Source organism: Pantoea sp. X-Soil-MYKO-1785, assembly GCF_059730675.1.
Genome location: NZ_AP036000.1, coordinates 847954 through 870678, shown reverse-complemented (window position 1 = coordinate 870678; position 22725 = coordinate 847954). Strand labels below are relative to the sequence as shown.

24 protein-coding genes are annotated in these 22725 nt (G+C 59.2%); 9 read left to right on the top strand and 15 right to left on the bottom strand.

All coding sequences use genetic code 11. The annotated features are described in order from the left end of the window. Positions 1-129: 129 nt before the first annotated feature. On the top strand, positions 130-870 hold the full coding sequence (gene dpaA, locus AC6I8D_RS03895; protein ID WP_031374982.1) for a peptidoglycan meso-diaminopimelic acid protein amidase: 741 nt from the start codon (positions 130-132) through the stop codon (positions 868-870). Here dpaA and AC6I8D_RS03890 read toward each other — a convergent pair. Next, positions 841-1608, bottom strand: coding sequence for a class II glutamine amidotransferase (locus AC6I8D_RS03890; protein ID WP_031374981.1), 768 nt, complete (start codon positions 1606-1608; stop codon positions 841-843). The two genes, dpaA and AC6I8D_RS03890, sit on opposite strands and share 30 nt — an antisense overlap. A 50-nt stretch (positions 1609-1658) precedes the next feature. Continuing rightward, on the bottom strand, positions 1659-2237 hold the full coding sequence (gene lpcA, locus AC6I8D_RS03885; protein ID WP_031374980.1) for a D-sedoheptulose 7-phosphate isomerase: 579 nt from the start codon (positions 2235-2237) through the stop codon (positions 1659-1661). 253 nt (positions 2238-2490) lie between these two features. On the opposite strand from lpcA, the gene fadE reads away from it, so the two are divergent. Beyond that, complete coding sequence (fadE, locus tag AC6I8D_RS03880) at positions 2491-4944, top strand: acyl-CoA dehydrogenase FadE (RefSeq protein WP_312057072.1); 2454 nt, start codon at positions 2491-2493, stop codon at positions 4942-4944. Between the two features lie 191 nt (positions 4945-5135). Here fadE and mtnK read toward each other — a convergent pair whose 3' ends face one another. Then, entirely contained in the window at positions 5136-6335 is a 1200-nt protein-coding gene (gene mtnK, locus AC6I8D_RS03875; RefSeq protein ID WP_312057074.1) for an S-methyl-5-thioribose kinase, read from the bottom strand. Positions 6336-6457: 122 nt separating this feature from the next. On the opposite strand from mtnK, the gene mtnA reads away from it, so the two are divergent. Further along, on the top strand, positions 6458-7480 hold the full coding sequence (gene mtnA / locus AC6I8D_RS03870; RefSeq protein ID WP_312057076.1) for an S-methyl-5-thioribose-1-phosphate isomerase: 1023 nt from the start codon (positions 6458-6460) through the stop codon (positions 7478-7480). 53 nt (positions 7481-7533) lie between these two features. Here the strand turns inward: mtnA and AC6I8D_RS03865 are convergent, their stop codons facing one another. Genes AC6I8D_RS03865 through AC6I8D_RS03855 form a run of 3 tightly spaced genes read right to left on the bottom strand, consistent with a single transcriptional unit; the run spans position 7534 to position 9372 of the window. Then, positions 7534-8076 (bottom strand): 1,2-dihydroxy-3-keto-5-methylthiopentene dioxygenase, encoded by a 543-nt coding sequence (locus tag AC6I8D_RS03865; RefSeq protein ID WP_046288502.1) that lies wholly within the window; start codon positions 8074-8076, stop codon positions 7534-7536. Position 8077: 1 nt separating this feature from the next. Further along, positions 8078-8761 (bottom strand): acireductone synthase, encoded by a 684-nt coding sequence (gene mtnC / locus AC6I8D_RS03860; protein WP_497819674.1) that lies wholly within the window; start codon positions 8759-8761, stop codon positions 8078-8080. Next, positions 8758-9372: a methylthioribulose 1-phosphate dehydratase gene (locus tag AC6I8D_RS03855; protein ID WP_312057083.1), complete on the bottom strand. Its 615-nt coding sequence runs from the start codon at positions 9370-9372 to the stop codon at positions 8758-8760. The genes mtnC and AC6I8D_RS03855 overlap by 4 nt, the downstream gene beginning before the upstream one ends. A gap of 496 nt (positions 9373-9868) precedes the next feature. On the opposite strand from AC6I8D_RS03855, the gene AC6I8D_RS03850 reads away from it, so the two are divergent. Together AC6I8D_RS03850 and AC6I8D_RS03845 are read left to right on the top strand one after the other, a co-directional pair. Continuing rightward, positions 9869-11029 carry a pyridoxal phosphate-dependent aminotransferase gene (locus AC6I8D_RS03850; RefSeq protein ID WP_497819673.1) on the top strand — a complete coding sequence of 387 codons (1161 nt, stop codon included), beginning with the start codon at positions 9869-9871 and terminating at the stop codon, positions 11027-11029. Continuing rightward, on the top strand, positions 11017-11784 hold the full coding sequence (locus AC6I8D_RS03845; RefSeq protein ID WP_312057087.1) for an amidohydrolase: 768 nt from the start codon (positions 11017-11019) through the stop codon (positions 11782-11784). The genes AC6I8D_RS03850 and AC6I8D_RS03845 overlap by 13 nt, the downstream gene beginning before the upstream one ends. 28 nt (positions 11785-11812) lie before the next feature. On the opposite strand, the gene uraH is transcribed toward AC6I8D_RS03845, so the two are convergent. The 9 genes from uraH to hpxU form a co-directional block, all read right to left on the bottom strand. Further along, the gene (gene uraH / locus AC6I8D_RS03840; protein ID WP_497819672.1) at positions 11813-12148 is read right to left on the bottom strand and encodes a hydroxyisourate hydrolase; all 336 of its coding nucleotides are present in this window, start codon (positions 12146-12148) and stop codon (positions 11813-11815) included. After that, on the bottom strand, positions 12145-12639 hold the full coding sequence (uraD, locus tag AC6I8D_RS03835; RefSeq protein ID WP_312758372.1) for a 2-oxo-4-hydroxy-4-carboxy-5-ureidoimidazoline decarboxylase: 495 nt from the start codon (positions 12637-12639) through the stop codon (positions 12145-12147). The genes uraH and uraD overlap by 4 nt, the downstream gene beginning before the upstream one ends. A 2-nt stretch (positions 12640-12641) precedes the next feature. After that, positions 12642-13895 (bottom strand): allantoate amidohydrolase, encoded by a 1254-nt coding sequence (hpxK, locus tag AC6I8D_RS03830; RefSeq protein ID WP_497819671.1) that lies wholly within the window; start codon positions 13893-13895, stop codon positions 12642-12644. Continuing rightward, positions 13892-15127 (bottom strand): pyridoxal-phosphate-dependent aminotransferase family protein, encoded by a 1236-nt coding sequence (locus AC6I8D_RS03825; protein WP_312057094.1) that lies wholly within the window; start codon positions 15125-15127, stop codon positions 13892-13894. The genes hpxK and AC6I8D_RS03825 overlap by 4 nt, the downstream gene beginning before the upstream one ends. Before the next feature lie 21 nt (positions 15128-15148). Beyond that, a complete protein-coding gene (locus AC6I8D_RS03820) occupies positions 15149-15880 on the bottom strand; it encodes an amino acid ABC transporter ATP-binding protein (protein ID WP_312057096.1) in 732 nt (243 codons plus the stop codon). Continuing rightward, positions 15861-16517, bottom strand: coding sequence for an amino acid ABC transporter permease (locus AC6I8D_RS03815; RefSeq protein WP_497820651.1), 657 nt, complete (start codon positions 16515-16517; stop codon positions 15861-15863). The genes AC6I8D_RS03820 and AC6I8D_RS03815 overlap by 20 nt, the downstream gene beginning before the upstream one ends. Then, the gene (locus AC6I8D_RS03810; RefSeq protein ID WP_031374966.1) at positions 16517-17182 is read right to left on the bottom strand and encodes an amino acid ABC transporter permease; all 666 of its coding nucleotides are present in this window, start codon (positions 17180-17182) and stop codon (positions 16517-16519) included. The genes AC6I8D_RS03815 and AC6I8D_RS03810 overlap by 1 nt, the downstream gene beginning before the upstream one ends. 10 nt (positions 17183-17192) lie before the next feature. Then, positions 17193-17978, bottom strand: coding sequence for a transporter substrate-binding domain-containing protein (locus tag AC6I8D_RS03805; RefSeq protein ID WP_497819670.1), 786 nt, complete (start codon positions 17976-17978; stop codon positions 17193-17195). A gap of 192 nt (positions 17979-18170) precedes the next feature. Continuing rightward, positions 18171-19010 (bottom strand): MurR/RpiR family transcriptional regulator HpxU, encoded by an 840-nt coding sequence (hpxU, locus tag AC6I8D_RS03800; RefSeq protein WP_031374964.1) that lies wholly within the window; start codon positions 19008-19010, stop codon positions 18171-18173. A gap of 143 nt (positions 19011-19153) precedes the next feature. Between hpxU and AC6I8D_RS03795 the strand changes: the two genes are divergently transcribed. Genes AC6I8D_RS03795 through hpxZ form a run of 4 tightly spaced genes read left to right on the top strand, consistent with a single transcriptional unit; the run spans position 19154 to position 22712 of the window. After that, positions 19154-20740, top strand: a complete 1587-nt coding sequence (locus AC6I8D_RS03795; RefSeq protein ID WP_497819669.1) for a gamma-glutamyltransferase family protein — start codon at positions 19154-19156, stop codon at positions 20738-20740. A gap of 12 nt (positions 20741-20752) precedes the next feature. Then, positions 20753-20935, top strand: a complete 183-nt coding sequence (gene hpxX / locus AC6I8D_RS03790) for an oxalurate catabolism protein HpxX (RefSeq protein ID WP_312057103.1) — start codon at positions 20753-20755, stop codon at positions 20933-20935. Then, on the top strand, positions 20932-22329 hold the full coding sequence (locus AC6I8D_RS03785; RefSeq protein ID WP_497819668.1) for an AtzE family amidohydrolase: 1398 nt from the start codon (positions 20932-20934) through the stop codon (positions 22327-22329). The genes hpxX and AC6I8D_RS03785 overlap by 4 nt, the downstream gene beginning before the upstream one ends. Beyond that, a complete protein-coding gene (gene hpxZ / locus AC6I8D_RS03780) occupies positions 22329-22712 on the top strand; it encodes an oxalurate catabolism protein HpxZ (protein WP_312057106.1) in 384 nt (127 codons plus the stop codon). The genes AC6I8D_RS03785 and hpxZ overlap by 1 nt, the downstream gene beginning before the upstream one ends. Positions 22713-22725 lie beyond the last annotated feature (13 nt).

Genomic DNA, 22725 nt, shown 5'->3' with positions numbered 1-22725 from the left:
CTGGCGTGCTGTCTTGCTAAAAAAACAGACAATGTTTAATGTTGCGCTGCGGTAGCGGATAGTTCCGATAATGCAAGCAGAGACGCACGATTCGCGTCATTGTTCTCTTCACCTCAAGGTACACACAGCATGGGCAAAATCGCACTCCTGTTTGCGATGATTTTACTGCCAGCCCTCAGCATGGCAATGACCCCAGAACCCGCTCAGCAAGCGGCACCGGTCAGTAAAGAATTAAAGAAACAGTTACTCGGCACGCCGGTTTATATTCAGATTTTCAAGGAAGAGCGTACCCTCGAACTGTACGGCAAAATTGGTAACGAATACCGCCTGCTGGATACCTACCGCATCTGTAATTTTTCTGGCGGCCTCGGCCCGAAACGTCGTGAAGGCGATTTCAAAAGCCCGGAAGGATTTTATAACGTCAGGCTGAACCAGCTGAAACCGGATAGCCGGTTTTATCGCGCGATCAATATTGGCTTTCCGAATCAGTACGATCGCAATCAGGGCTACAGCGGTAACTACCTGATGATTCATGGCGACTGTAAGTCGATTGGCTGCTATGCCATGACGAACGCCTATATGGATGAGATCTTTACTTATGTCAATGCGGCGCTGCGTAACGGCCAGCAGGATATCAGCATCAGTATCTATCCGTTCCGCATGACCGACAGCAATATGCAGCGTCACCGTTACTCCACCTACGCCAGTTTCTGGCAGCAGTTGCAGCCGGGTTACGCTTATTTTGCGAAGTATCACCAGCCACCGACGGTTAACGTCGCCAGCGGAAAATATGTGATGAACAGCAGCCCGGTAGTGACCAATCCCGAAGCTGCTTCACGCTCATTCCTGGCGCTCTCCAAGGCAGAATAACGCCCACTCACCTGGCACAATCCGCTGCCAGGTTTCATTGGCCGTCAGCGGCTGCGTCGCAATCACCGTCACCACGTCATGCGGCGTGGTGTGCTGCTGAAAATCAACCTCTACATCCTGATCGAGCAGCTGCGCGCGGCCAAACGGCGCGCGCCGGGTGATCCAGAACAGGTTGGTGGAGCAGAAGGCCATCAGATAACGCCCGTCCGACAGCAGCATGTTAAACACCCCTTTCTGCCGCAGGCTGCCCGCCAGCTCGCCGATAAAGCGAAACACCGCTGGCCAGTTACCCGGCGTGCGGGGATAACGCGTCGCCAGCTGATGCAAAATCCAGCAGAACGCCTTTTCGCTGTCGGTCTCCCCGACCGGACGAAAGGTCCCGGTCTCCAGCTGCCGGTAGCCCTTTAGCTGCCCGTTATGGGCGTAGGTCCAGTTACGGCCCCACAGTTCGCGGGTAAACGGATGGGTGTTTTCCAGCGACACCTGACCGCGATTAGCCTGGCGGATGTGCGCCACCACCGAATGCGATTTGATCGGGTACTCCTGCACCAGCCGCGCTATTGGCGAATTGAAGCTCGGCAGGGGATCCTTAAAGGTGCGACAGCCTTTATCTTCGTAAAAGGTAATGCCCCAGCCATCTTTATGTGGGCCGGTTCCGCCACCACGCTGCACCAGGCCGGTAAAGCTGAAACAGATATCCGTGGGAACATTGGCGCTCATCCCGAGCAATTCGCACATAGTCACCACCTTAGCGTCAGACGCCTCCCGCCAGGCGAGAGGCCAGAGTGTTACTTCACCATCTCTTTTTCGATCAGCAACATCAGAATATGGATCACTTTAATGTGGATCTCCTGAATGCGATCGGCATAACCAAAGTGCGGCACCCGGATTTCAATGTCAGCACTGCCCGCCATCTTACCGCCATCTTTACCGGTCAGGGTGATCACTTTCATCCCCTGCGCCCGCGCCGCCTCAATCGCCTTAATGATGTTGGCCGAGTTGCCGGAGGTCGATAGCCCCAGCAGCACATCCCCCGGACGGCCTACCGCTTCAACATAACGCGAAAAGACGTAATCGTAGCCAAAGTCGTTACTGACGCAGGAGAGATGGCTGACGTCTGAAATGGCGATCGCCGGATAGCCAGGACGATTTTCACGATAGCGGCCGGTCAGCTCTTCGGCGAAATGCATCGCGTCGCAGTGTGACCCACCGTTGCCGCAGGAGAGCACCTTGCCGCCTGCCTTGAAACTGTCAGCCAGCAGCACCGCAGCCCGCTGGATCGCATGGATATTCGCGTCATCGCTGAGGAATTTATTCAGCGTATCGGCGGCTTCGTTGAGCTCAGAGCGGATGATGTCCTGGTACATAGGGAGGTCCTTTTTTAGCAGAGGTTAATCTGCAGCAAGTTTAACGGAATGCCTGAGCGGCGCAAAGCATCACGCCATTGCGGCCCAATCGCCGCTGGCATTATCTCTGCACAGCCGCCAGCGAAACGGGTCGGAAAATTGATTTTGTGAGTCAGGTTGTAATTGCGATGTAAACGAATTGATAAATAGAGCCAACTGCTCTAAACCTCTACTCAACAGGTCAGACCTCTTACTACTTACGGAGCGGTTCATTATGATGGTTGTTTCGATACTTGCCACGGTGGTGCTGATTGGCGCCCTGTTCTATCACCGCCTGTCGTTGCGGCTGAGCAGCCTGATTCTGCTGCTGTGGACCGCGGCGATGGCGGCCGCACACCTCTGGACGCCGTGGCTGCTGCTGCCACTGGCTATTATTCTGTTGCCGTTTAACCTGCCGTCGCTGCGCCGTAATCTGTTTTCAAAACCGATGCTGCAGCGTTTTCAGCAGGTGATGCCGCCCATGTCACGCACCGAGAAAGAAGCGATCGATGCCGGAACCACCTGGTGGGAGGGCGATCTGTTTCAGGGCAAACCGGACTGGCAGAAGCTGCATAACTATCCTCAGCCGCACCTGACGCCGGATGAGCAGGCCTTCCTGGAGGGTCCGGTTGAGGAAGCGTGCCGGCTGGCGAATGATTTCCAGATTACCCATGAAATGGCCGATCTGCCGCCGGAACTGTGGGCCTATCTGAAACAGCATCGCTTCTTCGCGATGATCATTAAAAAAGAGTATGGCGGGCTGGAGTTTTCCGCTTATGCCCAGGCGCGCGTGTTGCAGAAACTGGCTGGCGTATCGGGCATCCTGGCGATTACCGTCGGTGTACCGAACTCGCTCGGTCCGGGCGAACTGCTGCAGCATTACGGCACTGATGAACAGAAAAATCACTATTTACCGCGTCTGGCGCGTGGCGATGAGATCCCCTGCTTCGCCCTGACCAGCCCGGAAGCCGGCTCAGATGCCGGTGCGATTCCCGATACCGGCGTGGTGTGTATGGGTGAATGGCAGGGTCAGCAGGTGCTGGGTATGCGCCTGACCTGGAACAAACGCTACATCACGCTGGCGCCTATCGCGACCGTGCTGGGGCTGGCGTTTAAACTGTCCGATCCCGATCATCTGCTCAGCGATAACACCCATCCGGGCATTACCTGCGCGCTGATCCCGACCAACACCCCCGGCGTGGAAATCGGTCACCGTCACTTCCCGCTTAACGTGCCGTTCCAGAACGGTCCGACCCGCGGTAAGGATATTTTCGTGCCGATCGATTACATCATCGGCGGACCGGAAATGGCCGGACAGGGCTGGCGTATGCTGGTCGAATGTCTGTCAGTGGGTCGCGGCATTACCCTGCCGTCCAACTCGACCGGCAGCCTGAAAAGCGTGGCGCTGGCAATTGGTGCCTATGCCCATATCCGCCGTCAGTTCAGGCTGTCGATCGGTAAAATGGAAGGGATTGAAGAGCCACTGGCACGCATTGCCGGTAATGCTTACGTGATGGATGCGGCAGCAACGCTGATCACCGCCGGTATTATGCAGGGTGAAAAACCGGCGGTGCTGTCGGCGATAGTGAAATATCACTGCACCCATCGCGGTCAGCGGGCGATCATTGACGCGATGGACATTGCCGGCGGTAAAGGCATTATGCTCGGTAACAGCAACTTCCTGGCGCGCGCCTATCAGGGAGCGCCGATCGCTATTACCGTTGAAGGGGCGAACATCTTAACCCGCAGCATGATCATCTTCGGCCAGGGGGCAATTCGTTGCCATCCTTATGTTCTGCAGGAGATGGCGGCCGCGGCCAGTAACGACGTTGACGCTTTTGATCGGGCGCTGTTCAGCCATATCGGCCACGTCGGCAGTAATCAGGTGCGCAGTCTGTGGCTCGGCCTGACCGGCGGACGCACCAGCGCCACCCCGACCCGTGATGCGACGCGTCGCTATTATCAGCATCTCAACCGCATCAGCGCCAACCTCGCGTTGCTGTCAGATGTCTCAATGGCGGTGCTGGGCGGTAGCCTGAAACGTCGTGAACGCATCTCGGCGCGACTGGGTGATGTCCTGAGCCAGCTTTATCTGGCCTCTGCCACGCTGAAGCGCTACGACGATGAAGGCCGTAACGAAGCCGATTTGCCGCTGGTACACTGGGGCGTTCAGGATGCGCTGCATCAGGCGGAAGTGGCTATCGATGAGCTGCTGCGCAATTTCCCTAACCGGCTGGTGGCGGGCGCGTTACGGCTGGTGATTTTTGCCGGTGGCCATCACTGCCCGGCACCGTCCGATCGTCTTGATCATCAGCTGGCAAAAATGCTGCAACTGCCGTCGGCCACCCGCACGCGTCTGGGACGCGGACAGTATCTGGCACCGGTTGATAACAATCCGGCCGGTCAGCTGGAACAGGCGTTGCAGGATGTAATGGCTGCGGAAGTGATTCACGACAGACTGAGCAAACAGAGCAAGCAGCACCTCTCCTTTACCCGGCTGGATGAGCTGGCAAAACGGGCGCTGGAGCAGGGCTGGATTGACGATAAAGAAGCCGAGGTATTGCGCCGCGCTGAAGCCAGTCGCCTGCGTTCTATCAATGTGGATGAGTTTGAAGCGGATGCACTGGCGGTTCCGGTGCCAGAGAAAAAATCGCAATCCGCTTCGGCCCGCGCCAGCGAGGCGGCATAAGGCGGCGGGCCGATGTGATGTCGGCCCGTTAATTCAGCGCAGGTTCAGGGAACGTATGCCCTCCGTAAAGACACAACAACGCCATACATGGCTTTAGCGTTTAATCTGACCGTGCTTCCTGCGCTGGCATCCCCCTCATCGCCAGCAAGATTTTTGTTTTATCCAGAGGCCGACATCACGTCGGCCTTTTTTTATCCGGCCTGTCGGATGCGGGCAATCAGCGCATCGACATCTTCAACGTGATCGGCTGCCAGTATCAGCGTGCGTCCGAGGTTTATCGCGTTACGGATGCAGTCGGTACGCATCGCCGGATCGGCAATCAGCTTCATATCCGCCACATGCGACATCCCTACCGTGCGCCGGATCAGTTCGGTTCCGCAGTAGCCGATGGTATCCGCCCATACTTTGCGCAGGAAGGCATCGACATAGCCGGGATAAGCCAGCGCCACGTCAGCGGTTTTCTCCGCCGCCAGCGCCTGGAAACGGCTGGAGAAGGTTGTCCAGACGCTATGCACATCGCTCAGGCGTTGCTCACGGGCATCGGCTGCTTCACGCGGCGGCAGCAGGCCGGGCAGACCGCAATAGTTGATCAGCAGATTGCCGAGCGCAGTGCCGATATCAAAGCCCATCGGCCCGAAATAGCCAAATTCAGCATCAATCGCTTTCAGGCTACCGTCCGCGACAAAAATCGATCCGCTGTGGATATCGCCATGCAGCAAGGCTTCGGCGTGGGCAAAGAAGCGGTGCTTGAGACCAGCTACCGCAATACGCAGCGCATCATCGTGACGCAGGCTGGCCACTAACGGCTCCAGCGCCGCCGGATAGCTATTACGCGGATGATCGGTGTAGGGATCGTTAAAGAACAGATCTTCGGTGATCTCGCACATTTCCGGATTAATGAAGCGCGCCACTTCCGCTTTCTTCTGATGCGGATGCAGCACGAAATCGGAGGTGTTAAACAACGTCTGTGCCAGATACTCGCCCAGCTGCCGTGGTGCCTCAGGATAGTAAACGCCCTTCACCAGCTCGCTACGCCAGATACGGTGGCTGGATAGATCTTCCATCACCATCACCGCCAGATCCGCGTCGTAATGGGTAATCTGCACCGTGTGCTGTGGGCAATATTTGTAGTGCTCGACCAGCGTCTGCGCTTCAAGCCGCGCCCGATCCAGCGTCAGAGGCCATGACTCGCCGACGCAGCGCACATAAGGCAGCGCCTGCTTGACCACTACCCGGCTGTTGCCCTGATCGTCATAAATTTTGAACACCAGGTTAAGATTGCCGTCACCGATTTCTTCGGCACGGCTCAGGGCGGAAGGATTATCCAGACCGCCGAATTGTCGGGCATAGTCCACCGCATCAGCAGCGGTGAAGGTACGGTATTGCGACATTGCCTGTTCCTCATCATTCGAAGGCTGAATAAACCCGGTGTAAAAGCCGTTCAGACGTCTATACATCCGTCGAGCATGTTGGCACAATATCTGACATTAACGCAACAGGGATTTCACCCACCATGCAGACTCTCCAAACCACCAGCTTACAGGTTCGTGACAATCAGCTCTGGATCCTCGATCAGCAGGCGCTGCCGCAGCAAAAAAACTGGCTAGCGGCGCACAGCGTGGCGCAGCTGGTTGAACATATTCACGCGCTGCGGGTGCGCGGTGCGCCGCTGATTGGTCTTTCCGCCTCATTATTGCTGGCGTTGCTGGCAGAACAGGGTCAGACGCAGAGGCAGCTGGCAGAGTCGCTGGCGATTCTGCGTGCCGCCCGCCCTACCGCGGTCAACCTGATGAATAACCTTGATCGGATGAAACAGGCGCTGGCGCAACCGGCGTTCGCTACCGCGCTGGCCGAGGAAGCCTGGCGACTGGTCGAAGAAGATAAACAGCTGTGTGAGGCAATTGCCAGCGCAGGCAGCGCGCTGGTAAAACCTGGCAGCCAGCTGCTGACCCACTGCAACACCGGTGGGCTGGCAACGGCGGGCGTCGGCACCGCGCTGGGGGTAATCATCCACGCTCATCAGCAGGGCCGGGTGAACAATGTCTGGGTCGATGAAACCCGTCCGCTGTTGCAGGGCGGCCGCTTAACGGCCTGGGAGCTGGGCGAACGGGCGGTTCCTTATACCCTGATTACCGACAGCATGGCCGCCAGCCTGATGGCCAGCAAACAGGTGGACGCGGTGTGGGTCGGCGCTGACCGGATTGCCGCCAACGGTGACGTCGCCAATAAGATCGGCACCTACAGCCTGGCGGTACTGGCACACTATCATCAGATCCCGTTTTATGTGGCTGCGCCGCACACCACGCTGGATCGCAGCTGCCCGAACGGTGCGGTGATTCCGATCGAGCAGCGCGCCGCCAGCGAAGTGACCGGCGTGGCCGGCAGTTTTGGCAGCGTGCAGTGGGCGCCTGAAGCGGCGAACGTCTACAACCCGGCATTTGATGTGACGCCAGCCGCCCTGATTAGCGGCTGGGTGCTGGATACCGGCGTGGTAACACCGGAGCAGGTCGCAGCGGGAATTTTCCAGCCGCAGTGAGTCAGACGGCCACCGCGCACTGTTCTGCGCGGTAGCCGAAGCGGCTCAGCCGATTACGCCAGTCGTGGATAGGCGTCGGCAATCCTGTCGCCGGTGAAGTTAGCGATCCACCCTTCCTGATTATCAAAAATCCGAATCGCGGTGAAATGCGGCGACGATCCCATATCAAACCAGTGTGGCGTACCGGCCGGCACCGAGATCAGATCGTTCTTTTCGCACAGGATCTGCAGGATCTCGCCATCCAGATGCAGGCAGAACAAACCCGCGCCCTCAACAAAGAAACGCACTTCATCTTCGCCGTGGGTGTGTTCGGAAAGAAACTTTTCGCGCAGCACCGTTTTCTGCGGATTGTCCGCCCGCATGCTGATCACGTCCCAGCTCTGATAGCCCTTCTCCGCCACCAGCCGGTCAATCGCATGCTGATAGGCGGTGATAACCGCTGCTGCGTCCGGGTTTTCCCCCAAATCGCGATCGGCTTCCCAGCGTTCAAAGCGGACGCCTTTGGTATTCAGCCGCTCAGCGATCGCCTGCGGGTCGGTGCTGTGCCATATCGGCTGGCTGGCTTCGCTGTCGGTAAAAATAGTCAGTGCACTCATTCTAAATCGACTCCAGGTTAATCTCAGAAAAATCAGTGACCTGACGGTGGAAACTTGCGCCATCCGCCTCACCACGTATCAGCTGCAGGGTATGCCAGCCAGCCTGGGCAGCCGCATCCAGCTCCTGATGAATATCCGACAGGAACAGCAGTTGCTCCGCTGGCAGGCCAATCTGTGCGGCAATGGTGTGATACGCCGCGACTTCACGTTTAGCGCCGACGTGCGTATCGAAGTAGCCGCTGAATAAGCCAGTAATATCACCTTCGTCGCTGTAGCCAAATAACAATTTCTGCGCCGCAACCGAGCCTGAGGAATATACATAGAGTTTACGACCCTGCGCCTGCCAGGCGGTCAGGGCCGGGAGCACATCGGGATAAAGATGGCCGGTGAAACTGCCGTTGAGATAGCCATCACGCCAGATCATCCCCTGCAGCGCTTTCAGTCCGGTAGATTTACGATCCTGATCCATAAAGCTGAACAGGATCTGCGTCAGGGTCGGCAGATCGGCCTGCGGCTGATCGACCTCAGCCCGCACCGCCTCAAGCGCAGCCTGCACCTCTGGCTGATGCTGCTGGTCACGCAGGAACGTCGCCAGATGCTGGCGCGCGTAAGGAAACAGGATGTTATGGACAAAGCGGATATCGCTGGTGGTGCCTTCAATATCGGTAACAATGGCGCGGATCATGCGTTCTCCAGCAGGCGACGTTGACGTTCACATTCAAATAAAAATTCCAGTCCTTCCAGCTGGCGACGCGCTTCGCTGACATCGCGACCCCAGCAGGTTAAGCCGTGACCGCGCAGCAGGAAGCCATAGCGCAGCGGAAACCGGGCGGCGTAATCTTCAATTTCCGATGCCAGCGCCGCAATGTCCTGGCTGTTATCGAACAGCGGTATGGCGACGGTATCCAGATGATTATGCTGACCGGTGAGCGTTTTCTGCATCTCATAACCGTGCAGCAGCAGCGCCGCGCCCTGCTCGACCCGCGATAACACCGTCGCATTCACGGTATGGGTGTGCAGCACCGCACCCGCCTCAGGAAAGAGCCGATAGATCAGCGTGTGCAGGCCGGTTTCCGCCGACGGCTTGCGGCCGGAGAGCGCCTGGCTGGTGGCAATATCGACCTGGATAAAGTCATCACGCGTCAGCGTGCCTTTATCTTTACCAGATTCGCTCAGCAGACAGATCTGCGCATCCTGACGCACAGACATATTACCGCCGGTCGCGGGTGCCCAGCCCTTCGCACCAATCCAGTGACAGGCGGCGACCAGCTGATCTAACGGGTGAATATCCGACATAGGGTTTCCTTGCAGTGGAATGGGATGGCTGGTAACTCAGATAACGGTAACGGCCCTAAAAATACAACAGGTTAAGTTTGATACTTTGCCGGCAAAGCTCACGATGTCTTTTCAATGATTCCTGTATCAGCAAAGCTCACGCCCCCTGCCAAATGATCCGTGTGTCAGCAAGGCGGTAAGCGCGCTTATCCCCGTGAGCTGACATCAGTCAGTGACCGGGGTAAGCAAACGCAACCAACGCCGCTGAGATGCGGAGCATGACGCATTGTAAATGCTAAATGATCCGCATTTCAGCAAGGCGGCAAGTGCGCGCATCCCCGGGAGCTTACAAGAGTAAGTGACCGGGGTAAGCAATCGTAGCCAACGCCGCTGAGATACGGAGCATGACGCATTTAGCCGTCTAAGCGTCTCGATTGCCAAATACTATCATCCTGTTTATAGTGGCACAAACACCGGGTGACTCCGCATCGACATTCGCGCTTAAGGCCAGATAACCATGACGCAGCACAACCTGATTCCTGAGAGCAAACTTCCGGCGCTTGGGACGACCATTTTTAGCCAGATGAGTGCGCTGGCACAGCAGCACAACGCGATCAACCTTTCTCAGGGCTTTCCCGATTTTAACGGACCGGACTATTTGCAGCAGCGGCTGGCGTATCACGTTAGCCAGGGCGCGAATCAGTATGCGCCGATGACCGGCGCTTTGCCGTTACGCGAGGCGATTGCGGAGAAGACCGCTGAGCTTTATGACTATCGTCCGGACGTCGAGCGCGAGATTACGGTCACTGCCGGGGCGACTGAAGCGCTGTATGCGGCGATTACCGCGCTGGTCAGGCCGGGCGATGAGGTGATCTGTTTCGATCCCAGCTACGACAGCTATGCGCCGGCAGTTGAGCTGTCGGGTGGGGTGCTGAAGCGCATCGCCCTGCAGCCACCGGCCTTTCACGTTGACTGGTCGGCCTTTGGCGCGCTGCTGAGTGAGAAAACCCGGCTGGTGATCCTGAATACTCCGCACAATCCGTCGGCCACCGTCTGGCGGCGCGAGGATTATGCCGCGCTGTGGCAGGCGATTGCCGGGCTACCGGTGTATGTGCTGAGCGACGAAGTGTATGAACACATCTGCTTTGATCCGGCGGGTCATGCCAGCGTACTGGCCCATCCGGAACTGCGTCAACGCGCCATTGCCGTCTCTTCGTTTGGCAAAACCTTCCACATGACCGGCTGGAAAGTGGGCTACTGCATTGCACCGGCGGCCATCAGCGCTGAAGTGCGCAAGGTACATCAGTATCTGACCTTTTCGGTCAATACCCCGGCGCAGCTGGCGATTGCCGATATGCTGCGTCACCAGCCGGAACATTATCGCGAGCTGCCGGCGTTTTATCAGGCGCGTCGCGACCAGCTGGTTGCGGCCTTGCAGCACAGCCGCTTCAGGGTTCTGCCGTGCGAAGGCACCTATTTTTTACTGGTGGATTACAGCGCCATCTCCGATCTGGACGATGTCAGTTTCTGCCAGTGGCTGACCAAAGAAGCCGGCGTGGCGGCGATACCGCTGTCGGTGTTCTGCGCCGATCCCTTCCCTCATAAACTGATTCGCCTCTGTTTCGCTAAACAGCAAGCGACGTTAGATGCCGCCGCGGAGCGCTTATGTCAGCTTTAAACATCACCGTATTGCAGGAGACCCTGAGCTGGATGGATGGCGAGGCGAATCTGCGCCATTTCGATCAGCAACTGACTGGCATTACCGGACGCGATTTAATTCTGCTGCCGGAAATGTTTACCACCGGCTTTGCGATGGAGGCGGCAAAAAGCTCGTTGCCTCAGGCGCAGGTGGTGGAATGGCTGCAGCATCACGCCCGACAGACTGACGCCCTGATCGGCGGCAGTGCGGCGATCCAGACTGAAAAAGGCGCGGTAAACCGCTTTTTACTGGTCGAGCCGGACGGAACGCTGCATCAGTACGACAAGCGGCATCTGTTTCGCATGGCGGATGAGCATCATCACTATCTGCCCGGCGAGCAGCGTCAGATCGTGGAATGGCGCGGCTGGCGCATTCTGCCGCAAATCTGTTATGACCTGCGTTTCCCGGTTTTTTCACGCAACCGCAACGATTACGATCTGGCGCTGTACGTCGCCAACTGGCCTGCGCCGCGTGCGTTGCACTGGCAGGCGCTGCTGTTAGCGCGGGCGATTGAGAATCAGGCTTACGTGGCGGGCTGTAACCGGGTCGGCAGTGACGGTAACCAGCATCAGTACCGTGGCGACAGCCAGATTATTTCACCGCAGGGTGAGATTCTGCAGGCGGCGGAGCCGTTCCAGCGCGCCCGGCTGGATGCCGCGCTGTCGCTGGAGGCGCTTAATGCTTACCGTGAACGCTTCCCGGCCTGGCAGGATGCGGATCGGTTTACGCTGTAGTCTGTCGCGCAAGCCTGGCCGGCAGCAATCAGCTGCCGCGATAGGTTGACCACGACCACGGCGAAATCAGGAACGGCAGATGAAAATGGCTGCCCGCTTCGGCAATGACAAAATCGATCTGGGCGTTGACATAAAGCGCATCCCGACCGGCGGCGGCAAAATAGTCGCCAATCTCCGCCGTTAAGCGGTAGTGACCCGGCGTCAGCGGTTCCGGGGTCAGGGTTTTCAGTCGGCCGTCGCTGTCGGTTTCACCCTGAGACAGCGGGAACCACCCTTCCGGGCTGTTCTGCTCCAGCGAAATCGCCACGCCGCTGGCCGGTTTGCCGATTGCGGTATCAAGAATATGGGTCGTGACAGTACTCATTCTATGCTCTCCTCCAGCCGTAACAGGGTAATTTCACGCAGCTGATCCAGCGCTTCCTGTTGTTCAGCCTGCTGATCATTCTGGAGCCGGCGCTGTAATTCCGCCAGCATCTGCTCTGCGCTGCGTCCTTTGGCGCGGATTAAAAATACCCGGCCAAAGCGCGCCTCATAAGCCTGATTGCCCTGTTGCATCGCCTGTTGTAGCGACCGATCGGCCTGCTGCATAGCAGACTGCTCACCGCGCGACAGGGTCGCCTGCTTGTCGCTTCCGCTGGCCCGCTCGCCGATACGCGGATGAGCAGCCAGCGCCGCCTGTAAAGCGTCATCCTGCCACTGACGCGCCAGTGCGTCGCCGGTGGCGAGCAGTGCCGCCACCGAAGCATAGGGACGTGCCGCCACCAGCGCCTGCTGCCAGTGCGGGATCGCCACACAGTGGGCAATCGCCGCCAGCGCCTGCTGCTCCGGCATCTGATTAAAGGTGGTTAATTGCATGCTCAGCTCCGTTCAGCAATCAGACAGACCGCCTGCAGATAGGCCTGCAGTGCCGGGGCAACATCATTCACCGCTACCGACTCCGCCGGATGGTGGCTGATACCGCGATGATTACGCACAAACAGCATGCCGACCGGCCAGCGTTCGGCAATCGCAATCGCATCATGGCCCGCACCGCTCGGCAGCGACAGGCTGCGCCCCTGCACCGTTTCCACCGCATGACTTAGCGCCTGTTGCAGTGCGGAGTCACAGGCGGTGGCCCCGATGCGGTAATATTCATTCGCTTCAAAGCGCAGCCCGCGACGCAGCGCGATCGCCTCCGCCTGAGTTAACAGGCTGGAGAGCAGCGCCTCCAGCGGATTGTCCAGCGGGCCGCGCACGTCCAGCGACAGTGCGACCTCGCCAGGGATCACATTCACCGCGCCGGGCGCGCAGCTCAGAGTGCCGACCGTCGCCACCAGCTGTGGATCCTGCTCGCGGGTGGTCTGCTCGATAAACACCATCCATTCGGCAGCGGCAGCCAGCGCATCTTTACGGTGGGTCATTGGTACCGTACCGGCATGTCCGGCTTCGCCGGTGAAGCGGCAGTTCAGCCGGCGCGCACCGTTGATCGCCGTCACCACGCCCAGGGGCAGATCTGCCTGTTCAAGACACGGCCCCTGCTCAATGTGCAACTCAAGGTAACCGACAATATCTTCTACCCGGCGCGCGGCGGTGGCGATTTGGCTGCTGTCGAGCCCGACATCTGCCATCGCCTGCGCCACGGTAATGCCGTTGCCGTCAGGATGGGTTACCCAGCTCTGCGGCCAGCTGCCGGTAATGCCGCGGCTGCCGAGCAGCGTAATGCCAAAACGGGTGCCCTCTTCGTCGCCGAAACCGATCACCTCAATTGCCAGCGGCAAACGTTGCTGGTGCTGATGCAGCCACTGCACGGTTTCGATAGCGCTTAGCACGCCCAGCATGCCGTCATAGCGACCGGCGTTACGTACCGTGTCGAGATGCGAACCGAGCAGTAAGGCGGGCGCCCCCGGTTCGGCTGCTTCGTAGCGGCCACAAATGTTGCCGACCGCATCCTGCCACACCTGCATTCCGGCGGCCTGCATCCACTCTCCGACACAGGCGTTGGCGCGCAGGTGCTCCGGCGACAGGTAGACGCGCGTCAGTCCCTGCGCCGTTTCGCTGATCGCTGCCAGCGCATCACAGCGCGCCATGACGCGCTGCGCGGCGGCGTGGGCTTCGCTGGCGTTCATCATCATGCCTGGCTCCCGTAGTAGTCCCAGGCCGCCTGCGCAGCCGCGCCCTGCGGCGTGCGATAGCCCAGATAGGTCAGCACCGTTTCCAGCGCCGCCAGCGTCTGCATGACACAATCCTTGCGGGCATTGAAGCCCATGGTGCCGATGCGCCACACCTTGCCGTGCAGCGGACCAAACGAGGTGCCAATTTCAATGCCGAAATCATTCAGCATCAGTTGCCGCACCTGATCGCCATTGATGCCCGGCGGGATCACCACGCCCAGCACGTTATTCATTTTGTGTTGCAGGTCGCCAAAGGTCTCCAGTCCCATTCCCTGAATGCCTTTCAGCAGCGCTTCACCGTGCAGTTTGTGGCGGGCAATGCCGTTATCCAGACCTTCCTGCAGGATCAGACGGGCGCATTCGCGGGCGCCAAACAGCGCGCTGGTCGCTTCAGTGTGGTGATTCAGACGCTCCGGTCCCCAGTAATCCATGATCATGCCGAGATCAAAATAGTTGGAGTAGATCATCTCCTCTTCCCCATCCTGATGCGCGGCGGTTCGGATCCCCTGTTCGACGCACTTACGCTTGCGGATCACCGCTTCCATCTGTTCGCTCAGGGTGATCGGCGAGGTGCCGGACGGACCGCCGAGGCATTTCTGCATCCCGGCAGAGACCGCATCCAGCCCCCAGGCATCGGTTTCCAGCGCATTACCGGCCAGCGACGCGGTGGCATCGGTGTAGAACAGCACGCCATACTGTTTGCAGATTGCCCCCAGCTGCGCCAGCGGTTGCAGCATGGTGGTGGAGGTGTCGCCCTGTACCGTCAACAGCAGCCGTGGCCGCACTTTTTTGATCGCATCTTCGATCTGATCGGGAGTAAAGACCTCGCCCCACGGCACCTCTATGGTATGAACCTCAGCGCGGCAGCGACGGGCGATTTCACACAGCAGATGCCCAAAGCGGCCAAACACCGGCACCAGTACTTTGTCGCCGGGCCGGATGGCGGAGAGCAGGATCGCTTCAATCCCGGCGCGCGAGGTGCCATCAATCAGCAGGGTCCAGCGGTTTTCGGTACGAAATACGCCGCGATAGAGCGCCATCACCTCGTTCATGTAATGGGTCATGGCGGGATCGTACTGGCCAAGCAGCTGGCTCGACATGGCGCGCAGGACGCGCGGATCGGCGTTGATCGGCCCAGGCCCCATCAGCAGACGTTGCGGTGGATTGAGTTGTGGGTAGCGAGTGATATCCATGATGAATTCCTTGTTGAAGACTTACAGGCGGACCGAAGAGATAAACTGTTTCAGTTCAGGCGATTGCGGCTGCGCAAATAACGTTTTGCTGTCGCCCTGCTCCCAGACGCGCCCCTGATGCATAAAGACCACGCGATCGCCCACGTCGCGGGCGAAGCTCATTTCATGAGTGACGAGGATCAGCGTCATTCCTTCGGCCGCCAGCTGCTCCAGCACTTTGAGCACTTCGCCGACCAGCTCAGGATCGAGCGCCGAGGTGATCTCGTCACAGAGTAAAACTTTCGGCGTCATCGCCAGCGCACGGGCGATTGCAACCCGCTGCTGCTGACCGCCGGAGAGGCTGGCTGGATAGTAATCGAGCCGTTCGCCCAGCCCGACCTTCTCCAGCATCTGCGTCGCCAGCGCCCGGCACTCCGCCTCGCCCTTTTTCAATACCCGACGCGGTGCCAGCATGACATTTTCCAGCGCAGTCATGTGCGGGAACAGGTTGAAGCTCTGAAACACCATGCCGATTGAACGGCTGATCTCGCGGGCCTGTGAATCGCGGTCGGTAATGGTCATGCCGCCAAGCTTGATGCTGCCTTCCTGATAGCCTTCCAGCCCGTTAATGCAGCGCAGCAGCGTGCTTTTACCCGATCCACTGCGACCGATAATCGAGATCACCTCGCCCATGTCGATATCCAGATCCACGCCTTTCAACACATGGTTGTCGCCGTAATATTTTTGCACCTGATTAATGGTGATGAGCGGCATTGAATTTTTTCTCCAGATACTGGCTGTAGCGAGACAGCGGATAACACATCAGGAAGTAACCGAGCGCCACCAGCCCAAAGACTTTGAACGGCTGGTAGGTCACGTTGTTCAGAATGGTGCCGGCTTTGGTCAGCTCGATAAAACCGATAATCGACGCCAGCGCAGTGCCTTTGATCACCTGTACCGCAAAGCCGACCGTCGGGGCGATGGCGATGCGAATCGCCTGCGGCGCAACCACCCGCGCCAGGGTCTGGCCGAAACTCAGGCCGAGACAGCGTGACGCTTCCCACTGCCCTTTCGGCAACGCGCGAATACTGCCGTACCAGATATCGACCAGAAAGGCGCTGGTGTAGAAAGTCAGCGCCAGCGAGGCCGCCGTCCAGGGCGCGACGTCAATTCCGAACAGCCCGACGCCAAAGAAGGCGAGAAACAGCTGCATCAGCAGCGGCGTACCCTGGAACAGCGCGGTATAGCCGCGAACCCAGCGCGTCAGCCATTTACGCTGCAACAGTCGCATAAACAGCAGCGGCAGCGTCACCAGCGTGCCGCCGGCAAACGCCACCAGAGAGAGCAGCAGGGTCCAGCGCGCCGCCAGCAGCAGGTTGCGCACGATGTCCCAGTCGGTGAAGGTTGTCATCATGCCTGCACTCCAAACCATTTACGGCCAATCGCCAGCAGCAGCTGACGCATCGCAATCGACAACGCCAGGTAGATCAACGTGGTCACCAGATAGACCTCAAAGCTTAAAAAGGTGCGCGACTGAATCAGGTTAGCGGCGAAAGTCAGCTCCTCGTAGGAGACCTGCGACACCACCGACGAGCCGAGCATCACGATAATGCACTGACTCACCAGCGCCGGATAAATACGCTGCAGCGCGGGCGGCAGCACCACCCGCAGAAACGTCTGGCTGCGGGTCAGGCCCAGCACCCGGCCCGCTTCCCACTGCCCTTTTGGCGTCACCTGAATACCGGCGCGGATGATCTCAGTGCTGTAGGCACCAAGGTTGATCAGCATCGCCAGCAGCGCTGCTTCACCGGCGGTGAGTTTCAGCCCCAGGTTAGGCAGGCCAAACACGATAAAGAACAGTTGCACCACGAACGGCGTATTGCGGATCAGCTCGACGTAGACGCCCCACAGACGGCTCATCCAGCCCGGTTTACCGCTGCGCAGCGCGGCGCCGACGATGCCGAGGCTGACGCCGCCGACGGTGGCCAGCAGCGTTAACTGGATGGTGACCCACAGGCCGGAGAGCAGCTCCGGCCAGTAGGGCCACAGGGCGGGAAAGTTAAGTTGCCCGATCATTATCCGTTCCTCAGGCGCCGAGGCTGGCGGGCAGCGGGGCTTTCAGCCACTGTTCTGACAGGCTGTTTAGGGTGCCATCTTTGATGCCCTGCTCAATCAGCGCATTGATCTTCTGTTTCAGTGCCGGCTGGTCTTTCTTCAGGCCAATGAAGCAGGGTGAATCTTTCAGCATAAACTGGGCAACCGGTGCTTTAGCCGGATTCTGACGGGCGATAGCCGCCACCACCAGGTTGCCGGTCGCGACATATTCCACCTGACCGGAGAGGTAGGCTGACAGCGTGGTGTTGTTATCTTCGTAACGTTTCACCTGGGCGTCCTTCGGTGCGACCTCACTCAGCACCATGTCCTCCACTGCGCCACGGGTTACGCCAATCGACTTGCCGCTCAGTGCCGCCGCCGATTTGATCTCTTCGCCTTTCGGCCCAAAGACGCCGAGGAAGAACGGCGCATAGGCGCGGGTAAAATCGATCACTTTTTCACGCTCCGCGTTTTTGCCCATGCTGGAGATCACCAGATCGACTTTGTCGGTTTGCAGATAAGGCACCCGGTTGGCGCTGCTGACCGGCACCAGCTGTAACTTAAGTTTCATCTGCTTCGCCAGGTACTTCGCCATGTCGATGTCGTAACCCTGGGGTTGCAGATCGGTGCCGACTGAACCAAACGGCGGGAAATCCTGCGGCACCGCCACCCGGATCACGCCACGCTGCTGGATATCCTGCAGCTGATCGGCCAGCGCGCTGCCCGCCTGTGCCATCAGTAATGCCGCTGCCGCAACCGCCATCAAAACTTTTTTCATTATGCACCCCGGTGAGATTGTGTGAAACAAAAGATTCTTTAGCATGCATTCTGCAACTAATGTGCCAACCAGCGCAGCGGCAAAAAAAGGGTTAACTGGCAATGAGATTGGGAAAAGAGCGGCCTGATAAGCCGCGAAAGGCTGGCGGAACAGGCTGTACTAAAATGGGGCAAGGCACCAAAACGGTGCCTGTTAACGGTGCTCCAGTTCGTCAAACTGCTGGTAAAGATCGGCGATCTGATGAATACGCTGACGGCCCTGCGCCAGCATTTCATGCAGCAGCGCGTTGGCGATCAGGTTGATCAGGCTCATTGCCGAGGCGTAGCTGTCGAAAGCCGAGACGCTGTCGAGCGGCGCGCAGAGCTGCCAGCGTGCCAGCGCAATCACTGTTTGCGCCTGCGGCTCACACAGCGCCAGCAGCGGGATGCCGGCGGTTTGTAGCTGTTGCATCAGCGGACGAATCATCCGGGTACGGCGGCGGAACGCCATTACCACGACCATGTCGTCCGGCGTGATATCCACCAGCTCTTCGGCCAGCGTCTGGCCTGGCTGCGGCAGAATATGCACCTGTGGCCGCGCCTGCATCAGCTGCTGACGCAGGTGCAGTGCCACCGGATAGGCATTACGCATGCCGATAATAAAAACACGTTTCGCCTGCGCCAGCTGCTGGATTACCTCACCGAAATGCTGCGCATCCAGACTATTAACCCACTGCGTCAGGTTAGCCATCTCCTGCTTGTAGTGCCGTGACAGTAAGGTGTTGCCCTGCACCGCATCGCGGTTATCGGTTAGCGGCATGCCGCTCTGACGCAGGGTGCGCAGCTCATCACGCATCTCTTTGTACTTCTCATAGCCCAGACGTTTGAACAACCGGCTGACGGTGGCTTTCGAAACGCCGCTGAGCCGCGCCAGCTCGGCGCTGTTGTAGCTGATCAGGTCGTCAAAATGGTCAAAAACAAAGTCGGCAATCCGTTGCTCCTGCGGTGAGAGCTGGGAATAGTGGCTTCTGAGTCGTTCATCAAGCTGTTGCATAACAGGTCCTGTAACTTTTGTTTCAGCTGAAGCTAGCATAATTTGCGCCAGGTTAACGCGGTTGCAACCGCGGCCGGAATGAAAACTGGAACAGCTCTTGCTTTGTATACCGTTCTGTCACCCGATAACAGAATGAGAAAAGCATGATTCAAAGCAATATGGCCCCACAGGGGATGGCGGTGACGCCGCACCATCTGGCCAGCGAAAGTGCGCTGGCGGTGCTGCGTGACGGCGGCAACGCCATTGAAGCGATGGTGGCGGCGGCATCAACTATCGCCGTGGTCTATCCACACATGAATGGCCTCGGTGGCGATGGCTTCTGGCTGATTATGCCGCCAGGCGGCGATCCTGTCGCGATTGATGCCAGCGGTGCAGCGGGATCGCTGGCCCACTTCGATTTCTACGGCGATCATCAACAGATCCCGCACCGCGGCCCGAAAGCGGCGTTAACCGTCGCCGGTACGGTCAGCGGCTGGCAGGAGGCGTTGCAGCTGGGCGCGGAACTGGGAACTGCCCCGCTGCCGCTGGCACGTCTGCTGCGCGATGCCATTCGCTATGCGGCCGATGGCATTCCGGTGACCGCTTCACAGGCGGCCGCCACGGCGACCTTCCGCAACGAGTTACAGCATCAGCCCGGCTTTGCCGCCACCTTTATGCCTGATGGCGATGTGCCGCAGCCGGGCAGCCGCTTTACCCAGCCGGCGCTGGCGCAAACGCTGTGTCAGCTGACGGAGCAGGGGCTTGACAGCTTTTATCGCGGCCCGCTGGCGCGCCATCTGGCCAGCGAGATGTCAGCGCTGGGCATGCCGATCACCCTGGAGGATCTGCAACAGCAGCGCGCCCGCCGCTGTACCCCGCTGCATCTGTCACACAGCGAGGGCGATATCTGGAATATGACGCCGCCGACTCAGGGCATGGTGTCGCTGGCGATCCTTGGCATCACCGACGCGCTGGATATGGTTGACGCCAGTGAAGCGCAGACCGTACACCGTATCGTGGAAGCCACCAAAAAAGCCTTCGCGCTGCGCGACAAACACATCACCGATCCGCGCCACGTTACCGAAGATTTACAGGCGCTGCTCGACAGCGATCATCTCGCCACGCTCGCCAGTCAGATCGACGATCGCCAGGCGGCCCCCTGGGGAAACGGGCGGGGTCCGGGCGATACTGTCTGGATGGGCGTGATGGACAGCAGCGGCCTGGCCGTGTCGTTTATCCAGAGTATTTATCACGAATTTGGCAGCGGCGTGGTGCTGCCGGGCACCGGCATTACCTGGCAGAACCGCGGTGCGGCATTCAGTCTCGATCCCGATCACCTGCTGGCGCTGGCCCCCGGCAAGCAGCCGTTTCATACCCTTAATCCCGCAGCCGCGCGCCTGAAAGATGGCCGTACCCTGGTCTATGGATCGATGGGCGGCGATGGCCAGCCGCAAACCCAGGCGGCGATTTTTACCCGTCATGTGATTCAGGGCCTGCCGCTGCAACAGGCGGTCAGCGCACCGCGCTGGCTGCTGGGCCGCACCTGGGGTCAGTCTTCTGACTCGCTCAAACTGGAGAGCCGTCTCGCACCGGAAACGGTGGAGCAGCTGCGGCAGTGGGGACATCAGGTCGAGCTGCTGCCGGCCTTCAGTGAATTTGTCGGCCATGCGGGCGCGATCGTGCGCCACAGCAATGGCATGTTTGAAGGTGCCAGCGATCCGCGCAGCAACGGCAGCGCCGCCGGTTTTTAACAGGAGCCAACCATGAATCAAGCTGACTGGACCCCCTATGTTGCTCACATGGAGCAGATGCTACAACTGGAGCTGGACGAAGCCCGACGCGCAGAGCTGTTAATCCAGCTGACGCGTATCGCGCAGATGGCCGCGCCGCTGATGGCCTTTCCGCTGGACGATCGACTGGAAGTTGCAGGAGTGTATCAGGCATGAAACTGAGCGACGTTTCGATTCAGACGCTGCGTCTGGCGATCCACAATGGCGAGATCAGCGCCAGAGAGGTGGCTGAAACCACCCTGCAGGCGATTGAGCAGCACAATCCGCAGCTCAATGCATGGACGGAAGTCACCGGGCAGCGGATGCTGAAAGAGGCAGAGAGTATCGATACCAAGCGGCAGCGCGGTGAAGATCTGCCGCCGCTGGCGGGCATTCCTTACGCGGTAAAAAATCTGTTTGACGTTGCCGGCTACAGCACGCTGGCCGGAGCCAGCCTGTTCAGCCAGCGGCCCGCCGCGCGTGCGGATGCATTTGCCATCGATCGGCTACGACAGGCGGGCGCAACGCTGTCGGGCATGTTGAATATGGATGCCTACGCCTACGGCTTTACTACCGAAAACAGCCACTACGGCGCGACCCATAATCCGCGCGACCTGAGCCGCGTGGCCGGTGGCTCCTCGGGCGGCTCAGCCGCGGCGGTGGCGGCCGGTCTGGTTCATTTTTCACTTGGCACGGACACCAACGGCTCGATTCGGGTTCCCGCCTCGCTGTGCGGTACGTTTGGCCTGAAGCCGACCTTTGGCCGCCTGTCGCGTAGCGGCAGCCATCCGTTTGTCGCCAGCCTCGACCACATTGGCCCTTTCGCCCGCCGGGTCGACGATCTGGCGCTGGTCTATGACCAGCTACAGGGCGCAGACAGCAGCGATGCGTTTCAGGCCAGCCGTCCCGCGGCTGCGACGCTGCCGACCTTGTCCCGCGGTGTGGAAGGGTTACGCTGCGGCGTGCTGGGCGGTTTTTTTAATGACTGGTGTGACGAAGAGGCACGGGCTGCGGTGGCGGTTGTCGCCGCCGCGCTCGACGCGCAGCAGCAGGTGGTGATGCCGGAAGCCCAGCTGGCGCGCTCTGCTGCCTTTATCATGACGGCGGCGGAAGGCGGTAACCATTATCTGCCTGCGTTACGTCAGGTGCCGGAGCAGTTTGAACCCAACTCCCGCGAGCGTTTACTGGCGGGTGCGATGATGCCCGCCGCCTGGTATCTGCAGGCGCAGCGTTTCCGTCGCCATTTCCAGCAGCAGGTGCTGCCGCTGTTCAGCCAGTTTGACCTGCTGATTGCACCGGCGACGCCGTGCAGCGCGATTACCATTGGCCAGCAAACTATCACGATTAATGGGGAAGAACTGCCCGCCAAAGCCAGCATGGGTATGCTGACGCAGCCGATCTCTTTCCTCGGATTGCCGGTCTGCACCGTGCCGCTGGCGACCCGCAGCGGTTTGCCGATTGGCCTGCAGTTAATCGCCCGTCCCTTTAATGAAGCGGCCGTGTTGCGTGCCGCCTGGGCACTGGAACAACAAGGTATCACACTGGCACAAATCAACATGGCAGGAGCCTGATGGACATTCAACAGATCAATTTACCGCAGATAGTCAGTGAAGTGACGGCACAGTTTTACCGCTACGAGCAGGCGCTGGTCGGCAATGATATTGCCGAGCTGGATGCGCTGTTCTGGCATGATGCCCGCACCGTGCGGCTGGGGGCCGGTGAGAACTTATACGGCATTGATGAGATACGCGCGTTCCGTGCTGCCCGCCCTTCTGCCGGGCTGGAGCGAACGCTACGCAACACCGTGATCACCACTTTTGGCGAAGACCTTGCGGTGTGCAGCACCGAATTCACCCGCGCCGGCAGCGATAAAATCGGCCGGCAGCAGCAAACCTGGGTGCGGTTGCCGCATGGCTGGTGCATTGTTGCGGCCCAGGTGAGCCTGATGAGTTAAGCGCCTGAACAGC

Excerpts from the sequence above, each read along its gene's own strand:
- dpaA (WP_031374982.1), top strand. The coding sequence starts at position 130 with ATGGGCAAAATCGCACTCCTGTTTGCGATGATTTTACTGCCAGCCCTC.
- AC6I8D_RS03890 (WP_031374981.1), bottom strand. The coding sequence starts at position 1,608 with ATGTGCGAATTGCTCGGGATGAGCGCCAATGTTCCCACGGATATCTGT.
- lpcA (WP_031374980.1), bottom strand. The coding sequence starts at position 2,237 with ATGTACCAGGACATCATCCGCTCTGAGCTCAACGAAGCCGCCGATACG.
- fadE (WP_312057072.1), top strand. The coding sequence starts at position 2,491 with ATGATGGTTGTTTCGATACTTGCCACGGTGGTGCTGATTGGCGCCCTG.
- mtnK (WP_312057074.1), bottom strand. The coding sequence starts at position 6,335 with ATGTCGCAATACCGTACCTTCACCGCTGCTGATGCGGTGGACTATGCC.
- mtnA (WP_312057076.1), top strand. The coding sequence starts at position 6,458 with ATGCAGACTCTCCAAACCACCAGCTTACAGGTTCGTGACAATCAGCTC.
- AC6I8D_RS03865 (WP_046288502.1), bottom strand. The coding sequence starts at position 8,076 with ATGAGTGCACTGACTATTTTTACCGACAGCGAAGCCAGCCAGCCGATA.
- mtnC (WP_497819674.1), bottom strand. The coding sequence starts at position 8,761 with ATGATCCGCGCCATTGTTACCGATATTGAAGGCACCACCAGCGATATC.
- AC6I8D_RS03855 (WP_312057083.1), bottom strand. The coding sequence starts at position 9,372 with ATGTCGGATATTCACCCGTTAGATCAGCTGGTCGCCGCCTGTCACTGG.
- AC6I8D_RS03850 (WP_497819673.1), top strand. The coding sequence starts at position 9,869 with ATGACGCAGCACAACCTGATTCCTGAGAGCAAACTTCCGGCGCTTGGG.
- AC6I8D_RS03845 (WP_312057087.1), top strand. The coding sequence starts at position 11,017 with ATGTCAGCTTTAAACATCACCGTATTGCAGGAGACCCTGAGCTGGATG.
- uraH (WP_497819672.1), bottom strand. The coding sequence starts at position 12,148 with ATGAGTACTGTCACGACCCATATTCTTGATACCGCAATCGGCAAACCG.
- uraD (WP_312758372.1), bottom strand. The coding sequence starts at position 12,639 with ATGCAATTAACCACCTTTAATCAGATGCCGGAGCAGCAGGCGCTGGCG.
- hpxK (WP_497819671.1), bottom strand. The coding sequence starts at position 13,895 with ATGATGATGAACGCCAGCGAAGCCCACGCCGCCGCGCAGCGCGTCATG.
- AC6I8D_RS03825 (WP_312057094.1), bottom strand. The coding sequence starts at position 15,127 with ATGGATATCACTCGCTACCCACAACTCAATCCACCGCAACGTCTGCTG.
- AC6I8D_RS03820 (WP_312057096.1), bottom strand. The coding sequence starts at position 15,880 with ATGCCGCTCATCACCATTAATCAGGTGCAAAAATATTACGGCGACAAC.
- AC6I8D_RS03815 (WP_497820651.1), bottom strand. The coding sequence starts at position 16,517 with ATGACAACCTTCACCGACTGGGACATCGTGCGCAACCTGCTGCTGGCG.
- AC6I8D_RS03810 (WP_031374966.1), bottom strand. The coding sequence starts at position 17,182 with ATGATCGGGCAACTTAACTTTCCCGCCCTGTGGCCCTACTGGCCGGAG.
- AC6I8D_RS03805 (WP_497819670.1), bottom strand. The coding sequence starts at position 17,978 with ATGAAAAAAGTTTTGATGGCGGTTGCGGCAGCGGCATTACTGATGGCA.
- hpxU (WP_031374964.1), bottom strand. The coding sequence starts at position 19,010 with ATGCAACAGCTTGATGAACGACTCAGAAGCCACTATTCCCAGCTCTCA.
- AC6I8D_RS03795 (WP_497819669.1), top strand. The coding sequence starts at position 19,154 with ATGATTCAAAGCAATATGGCCCCACAGGGGATGGCGGTGACGCCGCAC.
- hpxX (WP_312057103.1), top strand. The coding sequence starts at position 20,753 with ATGAATCAAGCTGACTGGACCCCCTATGTTGCTCACATGGAGCAGATG.
- AC6I8D_RS03785 (WP_497819668.1), top strand. The coding sequence starts at position 20,932 with ATGAAACTGAGCGACGTTTCGATTCAGACGCTGCGTCTGGCGATCCAC.
- hpxZ (WP_312057106.1), top strand. The coding sequence starts at position 22,329 with ATGGACATTCAACAGATCAATTTACCGCAGATAGTCAGTGAAGTGACG.